A 21,263-nucleotide genomic window follows, 5' to 3' on the forward strand; every position below is an offset into this window, starting at 1 on the left:
CCGGACCTCGGCTTAATCTCGATGCGTGCGACTCGCCTGGCCGCTGACAGGGCGGTTGGAGGAGACCCGGCTGATCGACGCCGCGCTGGCCACCGCCGAACTGTCCGGGATCGTGGTCTATGGAAGTGCAGGCGTTGGCAAGAGCCGGATTGCCCGCGAAGTGCTCGCCGCGGCGGGCGCCAATGGCCACGAAACCCGCTGGGCGGTAGGCACATCAGCCGCCCGGGCGCTGCCGCTGGGAACGTTCGCGCGCTGGGTGGGAACTTCCGATGCCGACAGCGCGACCCTGGTCGGGCGGGTGATCGACGGGCTGACCACGGCATCGGACAGTCACCCGGTGCTGGTGTGTGTCGATGACGCGCACCTGCTCGACGGATTGTCGGGTTTCGTGTTGCAGCAGATCGTGCAGCGAGGCGCGGCCAAGCTTCTGCTGACCGTCCGTACCGGTACATCGGTACCTGCCGAGGTGATCGCCGCGTGCGACAGTGGCCGGTTCGAGCGGTTGGACCTGCAACCGCTGTCCCGCGACGAGTCGACCCGGTTGCTGGCCGCCGCGCTGGGCGGCCCGCTGGATTCACAAGCAGCGCAGCGGTTGTGGCGGCTGACCCGCGGCAATGTCCTCTATCTGCGCACCATCGTCGAACAAGAGGTCGCCCAGGGGCGGTTGACGTGTCAGGCGGGCTGCTGGCGCTGGACCGGCGATCCGGTGATGCCGCCCGGACTGGTCGAACTGATCGAGACGAGGATCGGCGCACTACCGCCGGCAGTCAGTGAAGTCGTCGACGTGCTGGCGGTCGCCGAGCCGATTCAGCTCGACCGGCTGACTGCGATCACCGATGCCGAATCAGTGGCGGCGGCCGAATCGCGGGGACTGATCACGATCGACTCCACCGAACGCGAGGTCCGGGTCTCCCACCCGCTTTACGCCGAGGTGCGACGCAACCGGGTGCCAGGTTCCCGGCTGCGTCGGTTGAGAGGATTGGTGGCCACCGCGCTCGGCGAGCGGGAAGACCGCGATGCCATGCGCGTGGTGGTGCGGCGGGCCACCCTGATGCTCGATTCCGACCTGCCGTTCGACCCGGAGTTGTTGACCCGTGCCGCCCAAGGTGCGGTGTGGCTGTCCGACCTGGCCCTGGCCGACCGGCTGGCCCAGGGTGCCATCACCGCCGGCGGCGACGTGGAAGCGTATTTCATTCGGGCCCATGCCTTGTCGTGGCTCAGCCGGGGTGCGGAATCGGACGCGGTGCTCGACGCCGTCGATCCCACCGATCTCGGCGACGACGGACGGGCTCGCCTGGCGTTCCTGCGGGCTTCCAACATGTTGTGGTCGCTTGCCGACCCGGAAGGTGCCAAGCGGCATGTCGACGTTGCGGCGACCGACATTCCGCGGGCGCACCGCGCCGGCATCGACGCGTTCTACACGGTGTACTGGGCGGCGATGGGTCACCCGGTGCGGGCCAGGGACGCATTCACCGGCCTGGATCTTGCCGCGCTGCCCGCCATCGTGGGTGCGGTGACCGCCTGGGCGGGGGCCACGTCGTACGGGCACGCCGGCTGCACCGACGAGGCTGTCACCGCCGTGCGCGCCGGTTACCGCATCGCGGACAGTTCCTTTGATGCCGCGCACACGCGGTTCGTCATCGCCGACGCCCACATCGATGCGCTGCTGCTGGCCGGGCGGATTCACCAGGCACGCGAAGAAGCCGAGCACCTGAGTCGGCACGCCGCAGAGTTGCCGGGCGCGGCCCAGCTGTTCGGCGTCGCGCTGGCGGGCCGGGTGGAGTCGGCGGCCGGTCAGCTCGGCGTTGCGGCCGAACTGCTGGATCCGGTGGTCGAAATGCTGCGGGCAGCGGGAGAGGCGAACGGGTTCAGCTACCGGTTCCACCTGCCTCGGGTCACAGCACTGGCCATCCGGGGACTGGGCGACGATGCCACAGTGGCCCAACTTGATGAGTGTCGTCACCAGAGTTGGCAGTATTTGGGCTACGAACACGCCCTGGTGCGGGCCTGGGTCGCTGCGACCCAGGGGGCCGTATCCGAAGCCGTCGACATCGTGCTCGCTGCCGCCGATACCGCCGAGGCCAACGGACAACTGGCGGCCGAGGTGTGGTGTCTGCAGATTGCCGCACAGTTCGGAGACCATTCCCGCGTGCACCGGCTCGACGCGTTGTCCGGTGTGGTCGAGGGACCTCGGGTCGGTGCCGCAGCGGCACTGTGCCGGGCGCTGTCCCACGACGATGGGGACGGATTATCCGGGGCCTCAATAGAATTCGAGAGTCTGGGCGACATGGTCGCAGCGGCTGACGCGGCCGGTCTGGCGGCGGTGGCATACCGGCGCAGGAATCTGCGCGGCTCGGCGATGGCGTCGGCAGCCCGGGCCAGGGCCCTGGCCGAGGCGTGCGGCGGCGCAGCCACCCCGGCTGTGCTCGCGGCCGGCGAACGCCTGCCGTTGACCGACCGGGAACGTGAGATCGCCATGCTGCTCGGCACCGGAATGTCGAGCCGTGCGATCGCCGAACGGCTGCGGCTGTCGGTGCGGACGGTCGAAGGACACATCTACCGGGCGATGGCGAAAACCGGGGCGTCTACCCGGGCCGAGCTGGTCGCGCTGCTGCCCCGACGGCACCGCTGATTCGGGTATCCGGGTACTCGCTTCGCGCCAGTCGAACCGTCGCATCCTGGATCGCATGGCCGACGAGGGCGAGACACGCGAACAGGCGCTGCGGGCACTGCCATTGCCGTATTCGCTGGCTCTGCGACTGCGAGACGCCGGGGTCGCCCGCGAGGTCGTGTGTGAGTACCTGAGCGTGGAGGAGTCAGCGCTCGACGGCTTCTACCGGATCGCCGAAGCCAAGCTGGCGGCCGCGTTGCCGGCGACGAGTTAGAGCTCCAGCGCCTGGTACGTGCGCCGGACGAATCGGGGTTGGGCCGTCTGCAGTTTCGCCAGCGAGGTGTTGCCACTGATGGCCGCGGCGTCCACGCCCAGATTCGGATGGTTCTGGATCAGGTAGATCAGAATCAGATCTGCCGACGGGTCGGCCTGCCACCAGGTGCCGTACGCGCCGGGCCAGCTGAAAGTGCCCAGGCCGCCCGGGCCGAACAGCTGTCGCGACTTCGCCGGATCGGTCACCACCGACAGATTCAGTCCGAACCCCCGGCCGACCCAGAACGGGGCGCCGAGGAACTGGTACTGCTTCTGCTCGGGCGTGAGCCGGTCGGTCCGCATCAACCGCACCGACTCGTCGGAAAGCACACGCACTCCGTCGACGATGCCGCCGCCCAACAACATTCGGGCGAACTTCAGGTAGTCGTCGGCCGTGGAGAACAACCCGGCCCCGCCCGTGCAGAACGGTGGATCGGTGATCGGCGCCGGCCCCATCACATCGTGGGTGAGCTTGTTGTCGGCGGTCAGTTGGTACATCGTGGCCGCGCGGCGCCGGCCGGCGACGCCCACCGAGAACCCGGTGTCGGCCATCCCGAGCGGCTCGAAGATCCGCTCGGCCAGCACCTGGGACAGTGGCTTGCCTTCGATGCGGGACAACGCGATGCCCAGCACGTCGGTGGAGTGGCTGTACGTCAGGCGCTCGCCGGGTTGATGCGCCAGCGGGAGCGCGGCCACCTCGGTCAGCCAGCGGTCCTGATCCTGACGCAGCGACAGTTTGCCGTAGGCCGACGCCAGCGGGCCCAGGACGGAGAACACGTAGGCGAGCCCGCTGCGGTGGGTCATCAGGTCGTCGAACGTGATGCGCCGTCGTGCGGGTTCCGTGCGGTCCAGCGGTCCGCGCGCTTCGCGCAGTACCCGCATGTCGGACAGCTCCGGCAGCCACTTGGTCACCGGCTCGTTCAGCGCGAGCTTGCCCTCCTCGGCCAGCGCCATCGCCGCCGCGACGGTGACCGGCTTTGTCATGGAGGCAATCCGGAAGATGGTGTCCCGTTGCATCGGCAGCCCGGCGTCGACGTCGCGGTGGCCCAGGGTGTTGACCTGAAGTACCTTGCCCGCCTGCCACACCAGGGTGACCGCACCGGCCAGCAGGCCGGCGTCGATCGCCTCACGGATGGAGGTCTGATTGCCGTCGAGGTTCATCCGCGCCAGGTTAGCGGCTCACCTCCGACGCCAGCGCCGGCGCGCCCTCACCACGCTCGACCAGTCCTGGTAGCCGAGCCGGCGGGCCACCTCGTAGTGCGGAATCGTGCGATCGCGCAGCAAGTTGTCGGCGACGCTGCGGCGTACCTCGTCCAGCACGGCGCGGTAGGTGGTGCCCTCGTGCTCGAGGTGCCGACGCAGCGTGCGCGGAGCGTAGTGCAGGTGCAGTGCCACGTCGTCGAGCGTGAGGTCGAGCGAAGACTGATCGAGGAGATGTGCGCGTACCTGGGCGGCGACGCCGGTGTGGTGCAGCCGCTCGGCGCGGATGCGGTCGCACTGGGCGACCATGAGCTCGGTGGTGTGCGCGTTCGCCATCGGCGGCGCCAGATCGAGATACCCGGCGTCATAGACGATCTCGTTCCGGTCGCAGCCGAACCACACCGGCACGCGGAAGTAATCGTGATAGGTCTCGACGCCACTCACGGACATCGGCGGGAAGGAGAATCGGACCTCCCGAAGCGGTACCGCGTCGAAATTCGGAAAGGTGTCGCGCTGGATCTGCATGACGGCGGTCAGATCTCGTTCGATGACGAATCGCCGGACGAGATCAGGCATGTCGTCGGCCTCGAATGCCAGCACGTACCGGTCGTCGTCATCGATGCGGGCCGTCATGGTCGAGAAGGCGAACGTCAGCATCGCGTAGTACAGACCCCGGTGCACCGTGTCCCGCACGCTCGCCGAGGCTGCCAGCAGATAGCCCAGGTAGCCGTATGCGGTCAGGTGGTATCGGCGGCCCAGTTCCACTCCCAAACCTGGCTGATTCCCGGTCAGGGCGGCCAGATTGCGGATCACCGCGAGCTCCTGACTGGCCTCGACGACGGTGTCGATGTCGGCCAGCGAGCAGGCATCGAGGTGAGAACCCGCCAGCACTGCGCCGGCGGAGATGCCGCGCTGGCCCGCCCACTCGCACATGATCGCCACCGAGACCGCCGTGCGCGGGTGGTCCCAGGGGTCGGTCATGGCCGCTATGACCCGATTGGTCGACTCCAGGACTCCGGACCCGGGGAGTGCGCCCTGATCTGCGGATTCGGCAAGACCCGACGTCATGCTGACCAGTTTTGCCGACCGGGGAAGCCCGGTCAACGGCGCCGCAGACCGCCGAAGTGGCCGGAAATGTCGAGTTGTGGCCGGGACAGTCCTGTCGCAGCGCGAGTCGCCGCCCTACGGTTTTCGGAGATAGTGATGTACATCTCAGATGGCCCGTATCTGTGTCTGGTGACACGCGAGGAGAGGCGCTGGTGAAAGTAAAAGCTGCTGTCGTCGAAGAGATCGGCGCACCGTGGACGATCTGCGAGGTGGACCTCGGAGATCCGGTGGCCGGCGAGGTGCAGGTGCGGTTGACCGCGTCGGGCCTGTGCCATTCCGACGCCCATGTCGTTGCCGGCAGTAGCCCGGTGCCGTTCATGCCCGTGCTCGGCGGACATGAGGGTGCCGGGGTGATCACCAAGGTCGGCCCCGGCGTCACCGGTTTGGCCGAGGGCGATCACGTCGTGCTCGCCTTCATCCCGGCGTGCGGCACCTGTCCGTCATGCGCCACCGGTCTGCAGAACCTCTGCGACGAGGGCGCCGGGCTGTTGACCGGCCAGGCCGTCTCCGACAAGACCTACCGGGTGACCCGTGACGGCCAACCGATAATCCAGATGTGCCTGCTCGGCACCTTCGCGCCGTACGTCACCGTCAGTCAGGCGTCGGTCGTCAAGATCGAAAAAGATGTGCCGCTGGAGGTGGCCGCGCTGCTGGGCTGCGGAGTCTCCACCGGCTGGGGCTCGGCAACCGAGATCGGTGACACCCGTCCGGGCGACACGGTCGTGGTGATGGGCATCGGAGGCGTCGGCATCAACGCGGTGCAGGGCGCACGGTTCGCCGGGGCGCGGTTCGTCGTCGCGATCGACCCGGTCGACTTCAAGCGGAAGAAGGCACTCGAATTCGGCGCCACCCACACGTTCGCCTCCGTCGAGGACGCCGCGGCCGAGTTGCCCGACCTCACGTGGGGCAAGATGGCCCAGGTCTCCATCATCACGGTCGGTGAGATCAAAGGCGAACACATCCAGCAGGCGCTGAGCCTGACCGGCAAGGGCGGGCAGGTGATCGTCACCGGGATGGGCGATTTCACGCAGTCCACCGTCGACCTCAACCTCTTCGAGCTCACCCTGCTGCAGAAACGGGTCCAAGGTGCGGTGTTCGGCGGCGTCGGCCCCCGCACCCAGATCCCGCGGCTGCTCGACCTCTACCGCTGCGGTGCCCTCAAGCTCGACGAACTCGTCACTGCGCGCTACCGCCTGGAGGACATCAACCAGGGATACCGGGACATGTTCGACGGCAAGAATCTTCGCGGCCTCGTCGTCTACTCCGACGCCGACTACTGAACCGACCAAGGGGGCTCCAATGCACATCCAGGAAAGCAACTACATTGACGGCAAATGGGCGGTTTCGAGTGGAACCACCCGCATCCCGGTCGTCAACCCGGCCAACGACGAGGTGATCGCCGAGGTGGTGGCGGGCACCACCGCCGACGTCGACGCCGCGGTCGCGGCGGCCCGGGCCGCCTTCCCGGCGTGGGCCGCGACACCGGTCGGCGAGCGGGCAGACTATCTCACCGCGATCGCCGGCAAGCTGGCCGAGCGGTCCGAGGAGGTGGCCCGCACCATCTCCGCCGAAATGGGTTGTCCCATCTCGATTTCTCGGGCGATTCAGTTGGGGTTGCCGCTCAACAGTTTCACCGAGGCCGCCAACATCGTGCGGGACTACGAGTTCGAAAGTGAGTATCGCGGGTCGACGATCGTGCGCGAGCCATTCGGCGTGCTCGGCGCGATCACACCCTGGAACTACCCGTTGCACCAGATCGCCCTGAAGGTCGCCTACGGATTGGCCGCGGGCAACACCGTCGTGGTCAAACCCAGCGAAGTGACCCCGCTGTGCGCGCTTGCCCTGACGCAGATCATCGACGAGATCGGTCTGCCCCCAGGCGTGTTCAACCTGGTGTTCGGTACCGGCGCGGATGTGGGGGAGGCGATCGCCGGGCATGACGACGTCGACATCGTCAGCTTCACCGGCTCCACGCGGGCCGGCCGCCGGGTACAGGAAGTCGCCGCCCGCACCGTCAAGCGGGTGTCACTGGAACTCGGGGGCAAGAGCCCCAACATCATTCTCGACGACGCCGACTTGGAATCGGTGGTGCCCGCATCGGTCAAGACCATGATGCTCAACTCCGGACAGACCTGTTCGGCACTGACCCGCATGATCGTCCCGCGCGACAAGCTGGCCGAGGTGGAGGCGCTGGCCAAGGCCGCCGCCGACGCATTGCCGGTGGGCGACCCGACCGACGAGGGAACTGCCCTGGGCCCGTTGTCATCTCGGGCGCAGCAGGAACGGGTGTTCGGCCACATCCGCACCGCGATCGCCGAGGGGGCGCGTCTGGTCACCGGCGGTGAAACGGAAGCCGAGGGCCCGGGCGCCTTCGTCCGGCCGACCGTCTTCTCGGATGTCACCGAAGACATGACGATCCACAAGGAAGAGGTCTTCGGCCCGGTTCTGGCCATCGAGGCCTACGACTCGGACGACGAGGCCGTGCGGATCGCCAACGCCACCGATTACGGTCTGGCCGGCGCGGTCTGGTCGTCCTCGCCAGAACGCGCGGAAAATGTCGCGCGCCGAATCAGGGCCGGGCAGGTGCAGATCAACGCGGGTGCCTTCAACGCCAACGCGCCCTTCGGTGGCTACAAGCAATCGGGCAACGGGCGCGAAGCCGGTCGATACGGCCTCGAGGAGTTCCTCGAGATCAAGTCGATCCAGCGGTGACCTGATGGCGTTGGAACCGGTGACCCAGGCGCTGTTGGCGCAACTGGCCGAAACCCGCGATCCGCCAATGCATGAGGGTACGCCGGCGATGGCCCGGATGGCCGGACCCATATTCGCCGGGATGAGTGGACGCGGACCCGAGGTGGCCGCGGTGCGCAACCTCAAGCTCGAGGGTGAGGACGGCGGGAGGTTCCGGGTCCGCGTCCTGATTCCCGACGGCGAATCCCGTTCGGTGATCGTGTATTTCCACGGCGGCGGCTGGGTGATCGGTGACATCGACCTGCAGTACGACCACCTCGCCCGGCAGCTGGCCAACCTGACCGGCTCCACCGTGGTCCTGGTGAACTACCGCAAGGCGCCCGAACATCGATTCCCGACCGCGCTGCAGGACAGTTGGATCGGGTTGCGCTGGGCCGCAGCGGAATTGACCTCTCCCGAGGTCCCGTTGGTGGTGGCCGGAGACAGCGCCGGCGGCAACATCGCCGCGGTGATGGCGCGGTGGGCCCGGGACGGGCACGGGCCCAGGGTCGATTACCAGGCCCTGATCTATCCGGTGACCGACTGTGACTTCGAGCGGTCGTCGTACGCCGCGCCGGAAAATCAGCTGATGCTCGGCCGCGACACCATGATCTGGTTCTGGGCGCACTACCTGCCCGACCCCGCCGCGCGCACTCACCCGGATGCCTCACCGTTGCGGGCCTCCAGTCTCGCGGGTCTTCCACCGGCGCTCGTGTATGTCGCCGAATACGACCCACTGCACGACGAGGGCGTCGCCTATGCCGCCGCGTTGGCCGAGGCCGGGGTGAACGTGACACTGGAGGAGGCGGCCGGCCAGATGCACGGGTACTTCCAGATGGCCAACATCCTCCCCGGTTACCAGACGGGCATCAGGTTGGTCGCCGACCATATCGGGGCGTTCGTCGAGGCATCCCGATCCGGCCGGAAGGCGGTGTGAGCGATGGCCGACCGCGACGTGATCATCATCGGCGCCGGATTCGCCGGTCTCTACCAGCTGCACAGACTGCGTCGACTCGGGTTCGACGCGCACATCGTCGAGGCCGGCCCGGAGGTGGGCGGTACCTGGTACTGGAATCGTTACCCCGGGGCCCGCTGCGACATCGAGTCGATCGAATACTCCTACTCGTTCGACCCCGACCTGCAGCAGTCGTGGAACTGGACGGAGCGATACGCCGCCCAGCCGGAGCTGTTGGCCTATGCCAGGCATGTCGCCGACCGCTACGACCTCCGGCGGGATATCACCTTCGAGACCCGAGTCGTCGCAATGGCTTTCGACGACGATCACAATGAGTGGACCGTCACGACGGATTCAGGCGACCGGGTCAGCGCGACGTTCGTGATCGCGGCCACTGGGTGCCTGTCCAAGCCGTTGGTCCCGTCCTTCGAGGGGCTGGACGATTTCGCCGGTGACATCCTCTGGACCTGGGACTGGCCGGACGACGCCGACCTCACCGGCAAGCGCGTGGCCGTCGTGGGCACGGGTTCCTCTGGGGTGCAGACGATCACCGCCATCGCCCCGACGGTCGGAGCACTGACGGTCTTCCAACGGACACCCCCGTATGCCGTCCCGGCACAGAACCGTGTGATTGCCGACGAACTCGCCGAGGTCAAACAGCGCTACCCGCAGTTCCGGGAGATCAGCCGGCTGACGCGGGGTGGCGCGCAGTGCGGTGAGGGTGCCGAACTGCCCCCGTTCTTCGGTGATCTCGGTCCCGATGCGGTGCGCGGCGAGCTCAACCGGCGCTGGGACGACGGTGGATTGTGTTTCCAGCAGTCGTTCTACGATCTGCTGCTCGATCCGGTGGCCAATGAGACTGCCGCCGAGTATGTGCGGGACCGGATCCGGCAGAAGGTCGCAGATCCACAGGTTGCCGAGAAGCTGACGCCGCGGAGTTATCCGCTCGCGGCGAAAAGGCTGTGCGTGGACACCGGATACTACGAGGTGTTCAACCAGGACAACGTGACGCTGGTCGATCTCAACGCCGAGCCGTTGCGCCGGATCACCGAGCGGGGAATCCTCGCCGGTGACACCGAGCACGAGTTCGACGTGATCGTGCTGGCCACCGGATTCGACGCCATGACCGGGGCATTGAATGCGATCGACATCCACGGGCTGCACGGCAGTCTCCGTCAGAAGTGGGCCGACGGGCCGCGCACCTACCTCGGCCTGATGTCGGCGGGGTTCCCGAACCTGTTCACCGTCACCGGGCCGCAGAGTCCCTCGGTGCTGTCCAACATGCTCACCTCGATCGAGTACCACGTCGAGTGGATCAGCGCGGCGTTGGTGCACCTCCGTGCGCACGGGTACCGCCGCATGGAGGCCGATCCGGCGGCCGAGGACAACTGGGTCAACATCACCAACGACACCGCCGATCTCACGCTGCTGCCGCAGGCGGCATCGTGGTACATGGGCGCCAACGTGCCGGGTAAACGGCGGGTGTTCTTGCCGTTCGTCGGCGGTGTCGGCATCTACAAGCAGATCTGTGACGGCGTGGCCGTGGCCGGCTACCACGGGTTCGAGATCGCCTGAATCCGCCGCCGGGTGATACTGCTCTGGCAGGAATGCGGCGCGAGAAGAGGCAGATGACCCAGCAGGAGCAGGTCGAGGGCGAGCCGGGCCGGACGCCCGGCGTGGAGCCGAACCCGATGAGGCGGGTGGCGTTCGCCAGCTTCGTCGGCACGGCGATCGAGTTCTACGACTTCTACATCTACGGCACGGCCGCCGCGCTGGTGTTCCCGAAGATCTTCTTCCCGGCCCTGAGCCCGACGATGGGCACCATCTCGTCGTTGGCCACCTTCGCGGCAGCGTTCTTCTCCCGCCCGATCGGTGCGGCGGTGTTCGGTCACTTCGGAGATCGCCTGGGCCGCAAGAAAACGTTGATCGCCACCCTGTTGATCATGGGGATCGCGACCTTCGCGGTCGGCCTGGTGCCCAGCGCGGCGTCCATCGGGGTGCTCGCGCCGATCATCCTGCTCAGCTTGAGGCTGTGTCAGGGCTTCGCCGTCGGCGGGGAGTGGGCCGGCTCGGCCCTGCTGTCGGCCGAGTACGCCCCCGGCGACCAGCGCGGCAGATACGGCATGTTCACCCAATTGGGCGCCGGTGCCGGGCTTGCCGTCAGCAACCTGGTGTTCCTCATCGCCAACGTCACCATCGGCGAGAAGAGCCCGATGTTCCTCGACTGGGGTTGGCGGGTGCCCTTCCTGTTCAGCGGGGTGCTGGTGGTCGTGGCGCTCTACGTCCGGCTCAGCATCGACGAGACGCCGGTGTTCGTGGCCGAAAAACAACGCGACGCGGTCCCGCGGGCCCCGTTGGGTGAGCTGGTGCGGACCCAGACCACGCAGGTGCTGCTCGCCGCCGGCTGCATGATCGGCATCTTCGCGATGAGCTTTCTCGGTGGCACGTATCTGTTGAGCTATGCCGCGACCCGGATCGGGCATCCGCGCAGCCTCATCCTGACCGTGGGGGTCCTCGCCGGTGTCGCGCTCATGACGTTCACCGCGCTCTCGGCGATGTGGTGTGACCGCTACGGCAGGCGGCGTATCATCTTGATCGGCTTCGCCATCGCCCTGCCGTGGGCGTTTGTCGTGATGCCGATGATCGACACCGGTTCGCCGTGGCTGTTTGCGCTGGCGATCGGCGGCACGTTCGCCATCTTCGGGATCTCCTACGGGCCGATCGCCTCGTTCCTGCCTGAGATCTTTGCCACCCGCTACCGCTACACCGGTGCCGGGTTGGCCTTCAACCTGGCCGGCATTGTCGGCGGTGCGGTGCCGCCGCTGATCGCCGGCGTGCTGGTGAGCGACTTCGGCAGTTGGGCCGTGGGGCTGCTGATGGCGGTCTTCGTGATCGTCAGCATCGTCTCGACATTGCTGCTGCCCGAGACCAAGGGCGCTGCCCTGGACGCCGACGTGACGTGACTGCGGCGAGGCCGGCCGTTGCGGCCTGCTAAGCTACGGGGCAGTTCGACGTCCTTTAACGATCCGTCCCGAGAGGCGGAGAAGGAGGTCAGGGTCACTTCATGGGCTCTTCAGGTACCGACCGGGAATTGTTGTCTGCGGCGGACGTCGGCCGCACCATTTCCCGGATCGCGCATCAGATCATCGAGAAGACCGCGCTGGACGATCCAGCCGAGCGTGAGCGCGTCGTCCTCCTCGGAATCCCTACTCGCGGTGTGACGTTGGCCACCCGGTTGGCCGCCAAGATCGATGAGTTCGCGGGCGTCGAGGTCGCGCACGGAGCGTTGGACATCACGCTGTATCGCGATGACCTCAACTTCAAGCCACCGCGTCCGCTCGAGTCGACCTCGATCCCGGCCGGCGGTATCGACGACGCGGTGGTGATCCTGGTGGACGACGTGCTGTTTTCCGGGCGCTCGGTGCGCTCGGCGCTGGACGCATTACGCGACGTCGGCCGGCCCCGGGTGGTGCAGCTCGCGGTGCTGGTCGACCGTGGTCACCGGGAACTGCCGGTCCGCGCCGATTACGTCGGCAAGAACGTGCCGACCTCACGCAGCGAGAGCGTGCATGTGCTGTTGTCCGAGCACGACGATCGTGACGGAGTGGTGATTTCGAAATGACGAACGCTTGCGTGAGGAATCGACAACCATGACGAACGCTTGCGTGAGGAATCGACAACTATGACGACACGTCATCTGCTGTCGGCTGGGGACCTCACCCGCGAGGATGCGACGGCGATCCTCGACGACGCCGACCGCTTCCGAGAGGCGCTGCTGGGCCGTGAGGTCAAGAAGCTGCCGACGCTGCGCGGCCGCACCGTCATCACCATGTTCTACGAGAACTCCACCCGGACCCGGGTGTCCTTCGAGGTCGCCGGCAAGTGGATGAGTGCCGACGTGATCAACGTCAGCTCGTCGGGATCCTCTGTGGGCAAAGGGGAATCGCTGCGCGACACCGCGCTGACCCTGCGCGCCGCCGGAGCCGACGCGCTGATCATCCGTCATCCGGCCTCGGGGGCGGCCCAGCAGCTCGCCGAGTGGACCGCGGAGGAAAACGGCGGACCATCTGTCATCAACGCCGGCGACGGTACGCACGAGCATCCGACCCAGGCCCTGCTCGATGCGCTGACGATCCGGCAACGCCTGGGCGGTATCGAAGGCCGGCGCGTGGTCATCGTCGGTGACGTCCTGCACAGCCGGGTGGCCCGGTCCAATGTGTCACTGCTGTCGACGCTGGGCGCCGAGGTGGTGCTGGTGGCGCCGCCGACGCTGCTGCCCACCGGCGTCGCCGACTGGCCGGTCTCGGTGTCCAGCGACCTGGACGCCGAGCTGCCCGCAGCCGATGCGGTCCTGATGCTGCGGGTCCAGGCCGAACGGATGAACGGGGCGTTCTTCCCGTCGGCCCGCGAGTATTCGGTGCGCTACGGGTTGTCGGAGAAGCGCCAGGCCATGCTGCCCGGTAACGCCGTGGTGCTGCACCCGGGCCCGATGGTGCGCGGCATGGAGATCTCCTTCCCGGTGGCCGATTCCTCACAGTCTGCTGTCCTGCAACAGGTTTCAAATGGTGTCCACGTGCGGATGGCGGTGCTGTTCCATCTGCTGGTGGGTGCGGATCGGGAGGCGATCAGCGTATGACCGCGCAACAGGTACTCATTCGCGGGGTCCGTCTCTACGGCGAAGGTGACCAGGTCGACGTCCGGATCGCGGACGGGCAGATCGTGGAAATTGGACCTGGGATCGGTTCCGATGCTCCCGACGGGGCCGAGGTGATCGAGGCCCCCGGTCAGGTGCTGTTGCCTGGGTTCGTCGATCTGCACACCCATCTGCGCGAGCCGGGCCGCGAATATGCCGAGGACATCGAAACCGGTTCGGCTGCAGCGGCCCTGGGCGGTTACACCGCGGTGTTCGCGATGGCCAATACCGACCCGATTGCCGACTCCGCGGTGATCACCGACCATGTGTGGAACCGCGGCCAGCAGGTCGGTCTGGTCGACGTGCACCCGGTGGGCGCGGTCACGGTCGGCCTCAAAGGTAAGCAGCTCACCGAGATGGGCCTGATGGCAGACGGTGTCGGCCAGGTTCGGATGTTCTCTGACGACGGTGTGTGCGTCGACGATCCGCTGGTGATGCGACGCGCCCTGGAATACGCCACCGGCCTCGGGGTGCTCATCGCCCAGCACGCCGAGGAGCCGCGGCTGACCGTGGGCGCGGTGGCCCACGAGGGCCCCAACGCCGCCCGACTCGGGCTGGCCGGCTGGCCCCGCTCGGCCGAGGAATCGATCGTCGCCCGTGACGCGATCCTGGCCCGCGACGCCGGGGCCCGGGTGCACATCTGCCACGCCTCCACCGCGGGTACCGTGGAGTTGCTGAAATGGGCCAAAGCGCAAGGTGTTTCGATCACCGCCGAAGTAACCCCGCACCACCTGCTGCTCGACGACAGTCGACTCGCGAGCTACGACGGGCGCAACCGGGTGAACCCGCCGCTGCGCGAATCCAGTGATGCGCAGGCTCTGCGCCAGGCGTTGGCCGACGGCGTCATCGACTGTGTGGCCACCGATCATGCCCCGCACGCCGAGCACGAGAAGTGCTGCGAGTTCTCGGTGGCCCGCCCGGGCATGCTCGGACTGCAGACCGCGCTGTCGGTGGTGGCCGAGACCATGGTGCGGCCGGGTCTGCTGACCTGGCGCGGGGTCGCGAAGGTGATGAGCGAGGCACCCGCGGCCATCGTCGGTCTGCCGGATCAGGGCCGGCCGTTGGAGGTGGGGGAGCCGGCCAATCTCACGGTGATCGATCCCGACGCGACCTGGACGGTCGAAGGTGACGAGCTGGCCAGCCGGTCGGACAACACCCCGTTCGAGTCGATGACCCTGCCGGCCACGGTGACCGCCACCCTGCTGCGCGGCCGGATCACGGCGTTGGACGGCAAAGCGGCTCCGGCCGGGCTGGGGCCAACGCCGTGAACACTCCCACGCTGATCGCATCGCTGGTGATGGCGGCCCTGCTGGCCGTGCTGATCGCGTTTCTGATCCGCCAGATGATGCGCGGCTGGCTGCACCGTGCGCAGCGGCAGGCCGAGATGATCGGCCACCTGCCGCCGCTGCCCGACACCGTCGGCGCGGCGATCATCCGGCCCACCAAAGGGATGTACGTCGGCAGCACGGTGGTGCCGCACTGGAATGACAAGGTGGCCGCCGGCGGCCTGGGCTTCCGGGCCAAGGCGGTGCTGACGCGCTATCCCGAGGGAATCATGATGCAGCGCAGCGGTGCTGGGCCGGTGTGGATTCCCGACGAATCGATCGTCGCGATCCGCACCGAGCGGGGGATCGCAGGAAAAGCATTGACGCACGACGGAATTCTGGCCATCAGGTGGCGGCTGCCCTCGGGCACCGAGATCGACACCGGGTTCCGCGCAGACAACCGCGCAGAGTACGACCGCTGGCTGGAGGAAGAGGCATGACGAGCACGAGCAATACGGACAAGCGCAACACCACGGCGGCGGGCCGCCAATCAGGCAAAGCGGTTCTGGTACTTGAGGACGGGCGCGTCTTCACCGGCACGGCATTCGGAGCCGTCGGTGAGACCCTCGGCGAGGCGGTGTTCTCCACCGGCATGTCGGGTTACCAGGAAACGCTCACCGATCCCAGCTATCACGGCCAGATCGTGGTTGCCACCGCACCGCAGATCGGCAACACCGGCTGGAACGACGAGGACGGCGAAAGCCGCGGGGACAAGATCTGGGTGGCGGGTTACGCGGTGCGCGACCCCTCCCCGCGCGCCTCGAACTGGCGCGCCTCCGGGACGCTCGAGGACGAGTTGAGGCGACAGGGCATCGTCGGCATCGCGGGCATCGACACCCGCGCGGTGGTCCGCCATCTGCGGACCCGCGGGTCGATGAAGGCCGGGGTGTTCTCGGGTGAATCGGCCACGGCGTCCATCGACGAGCTGGTGGCCCGGGTGCTGGACCAGCCCTCGATGTTGGGCGCGGATCTGGCCGGTGAGGTCAGCACCGACGCCGGTTATGTCGTGGAACCCGAAGGCCCGCACCGGTTCACCGTCGCCGCGGTCGATCTCGGGATCAAGACCAACACCCCGCGCAACTTCGCCCGCCGCGGCATCCGCAGCCACGTGCTGCCGTCCTCGGTCAGCTTCGACGCCATCGCCGACCTCAAACCCGACGGGGTGTTCCTGTCGAACGGCCCCGGTGACCCGGCCACCGCCGACCACATCGTCGAGGTGACCCGCGAGGTGCTCGGCGCGGGAATCCCGTTGTTCGGCATCTGCTTCGGCAACCAGATCCTCGGCCGTGCGCTGGGCCGGTCGACCTACAAGATGGTCTTCGGTCACCGCGGCATCAACATCCCGGTGATCGACCACATCACCGGACGGGTGGCGATCACCGCCCAGAACCACGGCTTCGCCCTGGAAGGTGAGGCAGGGGAGACGTTCGACACTCCCTTCGGCGCCGCCGAGGTCAGCCACACCTGCGCCAACGACGGTGTGGTGGAAGGGATTCGGCTGGCCAACGGTCGGGCCTTCTCGGTCCAGTACCACCCCGAGGCCGCCGCCGGGCCGCACGACGCGAACTACCTGTTCGACCAGTTCATCGATCTGATGGCAGGAGAGAAGTAATGCCACGCCGTTCCGACCTCAACCATGTCCTGGTGATCGGGTCCGGGCCGATCGTCATCGGACAGGCCTGCGAATTCGACTATTCGGGCACCCAGGCCTGTCGGGTGCTGCGGTCCGAGGGCATCCAGGTCAGCCTCATCAACTCCAACCCGGCGACGATCATGACCGACCCGGAGTACGCCGATCACACCTACGTCGAGCCCATCACGCCGGAGTTCGTGGAGAAGGTGCTGGCCCAGCATGCCGAGCGGGGCAACAAGATCGACGCCGTGCTGGCCACGCTCGGTGGGCAGACGGCGCTGAACACCGCTGTCGCCCTCCATGACCGCGGCATCCTGGAGAAGTACGGGGTCGAACTGATCGGCGCGGACTTCGAGGCCATCCAGCGCGGTGAGGACCGGCAGAAGTTCAAGGACATCGTCGCCAAGGTGGGCGGTGAATCCGCCCGCAGCCGCGTCTGTTTCACCATGGACGAGGTCCGCGAGACGGTGGCCGACCTGGGCCTGCCGGTCGTGGTGCGGCCCAGCTTCACCATGGGCGGCCTCGGTTCGGGCATGGCGTACTCGGCCGAGGATGTCGAGCGGATGGCCGGTGACGGCCTGGCCGCCTCGCCGTCGGCGAATGTGCTGATCGAAGAATCCATCTACGGGTGGAAGGAATTCGAGCTCGAGCTGATGCGCGACGGCCGCGACAACGTGGTGGTGGTGTGCTCGATCGAGAACTTCGACCCGATGGGTGTGCACACCGGTGACTCGGTGACCGTGGCGCCGGCGATGACGCTGACCGACCGCGAATACCAGACGATGCGCAGCCTGGGCATCGACATCCTGCGCGAGGTCGGTGTGGACACCGGCGGCTGCAACATCCAGTTCGCGGTCAACCCGCGCGACGGACGCCTGATCGTCATCGAGATGAACCCCCGGGTGTCCCGGTCCTCGGCGCTGGCGTCGAAGGCCACGGGCTTCCCGATCGCCAAGATCGCGGCCAAGCTGGCCATCGGCTACACCCTCGACGAGATCCTCAACGACATCACCAAAGAGACCCCGGCCTGCTTCGAGCCCACGCTGGACTACGTGGTGGTCAAGGCACCCCGGTTCGCGTTCGAGAAGTTCCCCGGCGCCGACGCGACCCTGACCACCACGATGAAGTCCGTCGGCGAGGCGATGTCCTTGGGCCGCAACTTCATCGAGGCGCTCGGCAAGGTGATGCGGTCGCTGGAGACCAGCCGGGCCGGGTTCTGGACCGGGCCCGATCCGGACCTGACGGTCGACGAAGTTCTGCAGGGCCTGCGCACCGCGGTGGACGGCCGGCTCTACGACATCGAATTCGCGCTGCGCCTGGGTGCCAGTGTCGAGCAGGTGGCCGAGGCCTCCGGCGTCGACCCGTGGTTCATCGAGCAGATCGCCGGGCTGGTCGCGCTGCGGGCCGAGCTGCTGGAAGCGCCGGTGCTCGACGAGGAACTGCTGCGGCGGGCCAAGCACAACGGGCTGTCGGATCGCCAGATCGCCGCACTGCGACCGGAGTTGGCCGGCGAGTCGGGTGTGCGTGCGCTGCGTCGCCGGCTGGGAATCCACCCGGTGTACAAGACCGTGGACACCTGCGCAGCCGAGTTCGACGCGAAGACGCCCTACCACTACAGCAGTTACGAACTCGATCCGTCGGCCGAGACCGAGGTCGCCCCCCAGATCGAGAAGCCCAAGGTGCTGATCCTGGGTTCCGGGCCCAACCGCATCGGCCAGGGCATCGAATTCGACTACAGCTGTGTGCATGCCGCGACGACGCTGAGCGCCGTCGGCTTCGAGACCGTGATGGTCAACTGCAACCCCGAGACGGTGTCCACCGACTACGACACCGCCGACCGGTTGTACTTCGAGCCGCTGACCTTCGAGGACGTGCTGGAGGTCTACTACGCCGAAGACACCTCCGGTAAGGGGGACGACGGATCCGGCCCCGGTGTCGTCGGCGTCATTGTGCAGCTCGGCGGCCAGACCCCGCTGGGTCTGGCCAAGCGTCTGGAAGAGGCCGGCGTGCCGATCGTGGGCACCGGGCCCGACGCCATCGACCTGGCCGAGGACCGTGGGCTTTTCGGTGAGGTGCTGGTCAACGCCGGCCTGCCGGCCCCGCGGTTCGGCACCGCCACCAGCTTCGAGCAGGCCCGCCGGATCGCGTCGGACATCGGCTACCCGGTGCTGGTGCGTCCGTCCTACGTGCTGGGCGGGCGCGGCATGGAGATCGTCTACGACGAGGCGACCCTGGAGGGCTACATCGCCCGCGCCACCCAGCTGTCCCCGGAACACCCGGTGCTGGTCGACCGGTTCCTCGAAGACGCGATCGAGATCGACGTCGACGCGTTGTGCGACGGCAACGAGGTGTACATCGGCGGGATCATGGAGCACATCGAGGAGGCCGGCATCCACTCCGGCGACTCGGCGTGCGCGCTGCCCCCGGTGACCCTGGGCCGCAGCGACATCGAAGCGGTGCGCCGCGCCACCGAGGCCATCGCCCACGGAATCGGCGTGGTCGGTCTGCTCAACGTCCAGTACGCGCTCAAGGACGACGTGCTCTACGTGCTGGAGGCCAACCCGAGAGCGTCCCGCACGGTGCCCTTTGTCTCCAAGGCCACCGCGGTGCCGCTGGCCAAGGCCTGTTCCCGGGTGATGCTGGGCGCCACCGTCGCGGAGCTGCGCGAGGAGGGGCTGTTGAACAAGACCGGGGACGGGGCCACGATTGCCCGCAACGCTCCGGTCGCGGTCAAGGAAGCCGTGCTGCCGTTCCACCGATTCCGCCGCGCCGACGGGGCTCAGATCGACAACCTGCTGGGACCGGAGATGAAGTCGACGGGTGAGGTGATGGGCATCGACCACGACTTCGGTACCGCCTTCGCCAAGAGCCAGACCGCGGCCTACGGGTCGCTGCCGACCTCGGGCACGGTGTTCGTGTCGGTGGCCAACCGCGACAAACGTTCGCTGGTATTCCCGGTCAAGCGACTGGCCGATCTCGGGTTCCGTGTGCTGGCCACCGAGGGAACGGCAGAGATGTTGCGTCGCAACGGTATTCCGTGTGACGAGGTCCGTAAGCACTCAGAACTGCCCGGTGGAGCCCGCGATCTGCCGTCGTCGGTCGACGCCATCAAGGCCGGCGAGGTCGACATGGTGATCAACACGCCGTACGGAAACTCCGGGCCTCGCGTCGACGGTTACGAGATCCGTTCGGCCGCCGTGTCGATGAACATCCCGTGCGTGACGACGGTGCAGGGCGCTTCGGCGGCGGTGCAGGGCATCGAGGCGGCCATCCGCGGTGACATCGGGGTGATGTCGCTGCAGGAGCTGCACAGCGAGCTGGAAACGCGCTGACGATGGATGCTTTCGGGGCACGGTTGGCCGCCGCGGTATCGGAGCGGGGCCCGCTGTGCCCCGGCATCGACCCGCATCCCGAACTGCTGACCGCGTGGGGCCTTTCCGCCGATGCCGACGGGCTGGCCGCGTTCTGCGACATCTGCGTGACGGCGTTTTCCGGGTTCGCGATCGTCAAGCCCCAGGTGGCGTTCTTCGAGGCGTACGGCTCGGCCGGGTTCGCGGTGCTCGAACGCACCATGGCGGGGCTGCGCGAGGCCGGTGTGCTGGTGCTCGCCGATGCCAAGCGCGGTGACATCGGCTCGACCATGGCGGCCTATGCCGCGGCGTGGGCCGCGGACGGGCCCTTGGCGGCTGATGCGGTCACCGCGTCGCCGTATCTGGGGTTCGGGTCGTTGCAGCCCTTGCTCGACACCGCCGCGACCCATGGCCGTGGCGTGTTCGTCCTGGCCGCCACGTCCAATCCGGAGGGCCCGAGTGTCCAACAAGCGGTGGCCGGATCGCGCACCGTGGCTCAGTCCATCGTGGACTACGTGGCCGCGGTGAACCGGGCGGCCGGTGGGTCCATCGGTTCGGTCGGTGTGGTGGTCGGGGCGACCGTCACCGAACCTCCGGATCTGAGCGCATTGGGTGGCCCGGTACTGGCTCCAGGGGTCGGCGCCCAGGGCGGGCGTGCCGACGCGCTGGGCGGCCTGGGTGGGGCCCGACTGGTACTACCCGCGGTGTCACGTGAGGTGCTGCGGAAGGGACCCGCAGTGGCCGATCTGCGCGCCGCGGCCGAACGCTTGCGCGACGAGGTTGCCTATCTGGCCTGACTGCGCCGAGCGTATGAGCTGAGTTGGCCACGAAAACGGCGGCCTGCCTGGAGTGGCAGACCGCCGTTTTCGTCGTGTCCCTGCGCCTCTCTGCGCCGTTTTCTGCGCCTGGGTTGTGGTCGTTGCCTTGTCGCGACCCTGCGGTAGAAAGCGGTGACTGCGCTGTTGTCTCTGCGCCGTTTTCCACGCCTGGGTTGTGGTCGTTGCCTCGCCGCGACCCTGCGGTAGAAAGCGGCAACCGGGTCGAGAAGTGCCCGGGCACAATCAGTTTGAGCAGCGAGTCATAGTGGGATCCAAATACCGAACAGCCAGAAGCCCCAGTTGTTGAACTGCTGGTTGAAGAACGGTGTCACCCAGTGGCCGTTGTAGTTGAACGGTTGATGGTCGAACCGGCCTTGATCGATCCCACGCCAACCCATGTTCGGTGGCGGAGGGGGAGGGGTGTCCCACGGGCCACCGCCTGGCCCACCCGGCCCGCCACCGGGTCCACCGGGATGGCCAGGACCGCCGCCGGGACCGCCTGGCCCGCCAGGACCGCCTGGGCCACGGG

General features: G+C 67.6%; 16 protein-coding genes and 1 pseudogene. 14 read left to right on the forward strand and 3 right to left on the reverse strand.

The features are described 5' to 3' along the window. Nucleotides 1–25 precede the first annotated feature (25 nt). Nucleotides 26–2,632, forward strand: a complete 2,607-nt coding sequence (locus tag A5733_RS15400) for a LuxR family transcriptional regulator (protein ID WP_076240729.1) — start codon at nucleotides 26–28, stop codon at nucleotides 2,630–2,632. A gap of 55 nt (nucleotides 2,633–2,687) precedes the next feature. Next, the gene (locus A5733_RS15405) at nucleotides 2,688–2,885 is read left to right on the forward strand and encodes a hypothetical protein (protein ID WP_067766033.1); all 198 of its coding nucleotides are present in this window, start codon (nucleotides 2,688–2,690) and stop codon (nucleotides 2,883–2,885) included. On the opposite strand, the gene A5733_RS15410 is transcribed toward A5733_RS15405, so the two are convergent. Together A5733_RS15410 and A5733_RS15415 are read right to left on the reverse strand one after the other, a co-directional pair. Next, a complete protein-coding gene (locus A5733_RS15410; RefSeq protein WP_076240730.1) occupies nucleotides 2,882–4,084 on the reverse strand; it encodes a serine hydrolase in 1,203 nt (400 codons plus the stop codon). The two genes, A5733_RS15405 and A5733_RS15410, sit on opposite strands and share 4 nt — an antisense overlap. Before the next feature lie 18 nt (nucleotides 4,085–4,102). Continuing rightward, a complete protein-coding gene (locus A5733_RS15415; protein WP_076240731.1) occupies nucleotides 4,103–5,191 on the reverse strand; it encodes an AraC family transcriptional regulator in 1,089 nt (362 codons plus the stop codon). 191 nt (nucleotides 5,192–5,382) lie between these two features. Here A5733_RS15415 and A5733_RS15420 point away from each other — a divergent pair, with 191 nt between their 5' ends. The 12 genes from A5733_RS15420 (at nucleotide 5,383) to pyrF (ending at nucleotide 20,713) form a co-directional block, all read left to right on the forward strand. Continuing rightward, entirely contained in the window at nucleotides 5,383–6,510 is a 1,128-nt protein-coding gene (locus tag A5733_RS15420; RefSeq protein ID WP_067766023.1) for an NDMA-dependent alcohol dehydrogenase, read from the forward strand. A gap of 19 nt (nucleotides 6,511–6,529) precedes the next feature. Continuing rightward, on the forward strand, nucleotides 6,530–7,942 hold the full coding sequence (locus tag A5733_RS15425; protein ID WP_076240732.1) for an aldehyde dehydrogenase family protein: 1,413 nt from the start codon (nucleotides 6,530–6,532) through the stop codon (nucleotides 7,940–7,942). A 4-nt stretch (nucleotides 7,943–7,946) separates the two neighbouring features. Next, on the forward strand, nucleotides 7,947–8,897 hold the full coding sequence (locus A5733_RS15430; RefSeq protein ID WP_076240733.1) for an alpha/beta hydrolase: 951 nt from the start codon (nucleotides 7,947–7,949) through the stop codon (nucleotides 8,895–8,897). Between the two features lie 3 nt (nucleotides 8,898–8,900). Further along, a complete protein-coding gene (locus A5733_RS15435; protein WP_076240734.1) occupies nucleotides 8,901–10,490 on the forward strand; it encodes an NAD(P)/FAD-dependent oxidoreductase in 1,590 nt (529 codons plus the stop codon). 53 nt (nucleotides 10,491–10,543) lie between these two features. Continuing rightward, a complete protein-coding gene (locus A5733_RS15440; RefSeq protein ID WP_076240735.1) occupies nucleotides 10,544–11,878 on the forward strand; it encodes an MFS transporter in 1,335 nt (444 codons plus the stop codon). Nucleotides 11,879–11,979: 101 nt separating this feature from the next. Beyond that, nucleotides 11,980–12,537, forward strand: coding sequence for a bifunctional pyr operon transcriptional regulator/uracil phosphoribosyltransferase PyrR (gene pyrR, locus A5733_RS15445; RefSeq protein WP_076240736.1), 558 nt, complete (start codon nucleotides 11,980–11,982; stop codon nucleotides 12,535–12,537). Between the two features lie 60 nt (nucleotides 12,538–12,597). Continuing rightward, nucleotides 12,598–13,551 (forward strand): aspartate carbamoyltransferase catalytic subunit, encoded by a 954-nt coding sequence (locus tag A5733_RS15450; protein WP_076240737.1) that lies wholly within the window; start codon nucleotides 12,598–12,600, stop codon nucleotides 13,549–13,551. Next, nucleotides 13,548–14,876, forward strand: a complete 1,329-nt coding sequence (locus tag A5733_RS15455; protein WP_076240738.1) for a dihydroorotase — start codon at nucleotides 13,548–13,550, stop codon at nucleotides 14,874–14,876. Before A5733_RS15450 ends, A5733_RS15455 begins: the two co-directional genes overlap by 4 nt. Continuing rightward, nucleotides 14,873–15,373, forward strand: coding sequence for a transporter (locus tag A5733_RS15460; RefSeq protein ID WP_067766000.1), 501 nt, complete (start codon nucleotides 14,873–14,875; stop codon nucleotides 15,371–15,373). The genes A5733_RS15455 and A5733_RS15460 overlap by 4 nt, the downstream gene beginning before the upstream one ends. Then, a complete protein-coding gene (gene carA, locus A5733_RS15465) occupies nucleotides 15,370–16,545 on the forward strand; it encodes a glutamine-hydrolyzing carbamoyl-phosphate synthase small subunit (protein ID WP_076240739.1) in 1,176 nt (391 codons plus the stop codon). The genes A5733_RS15460 and carA overlap by 4 nt, the downstream gene beginning before the upstream one ends. Then, on the forward strand, nucleotides 16,545–19,898 hold the full coding sequence (carB, locus tag A5733_RS15470; RefSeq protein WP_076240740.1) for a carbamoyl-phosphate synthase large subunit: 3,354 nt from the start codon (nucleotides 16,545–16,547) through the stop codon (nucleotides 19,896–19,898). The genes carA and carB overlap by 1 nt, the downstream gene beginning before the upstream one ends. Before the next feature lie 2 nt (nucleotides 19,899–19,900). Then, on the forward strand, nucleotides 19,901–20,713 hold the full coding sequence (pyrF, locus tag A5733_RS15475; protein WP_076240741.1) for an orotidine-5'-phosphate decarboxylase: 813 nt from the start codon (nucleotides 19,901–19,903) through the stop codon (nucleotides 20,711–20,713). A 281-nt stretch (nucleotides 20,714–20,994) separates the two neighbouring features. Here the strand turns inward: pyrF and A5733_RS27155 are convergent. Continuing rightward, nucleotides 20,995–21,263 (reverse strand): annotated as a pseudogene (locus tag A5733_RS27155) (hypothetical protein); the annotation flags it as partial.

It is taken from the genome of Mycobacterium sp. NS-7484, from assembly GCF_001953975.1.
Lineage (GTDB): Bacteria > Actinomycetota > Actinomycetes > Mycobacteriales > Mycobacteriaceae > Mycobacterium.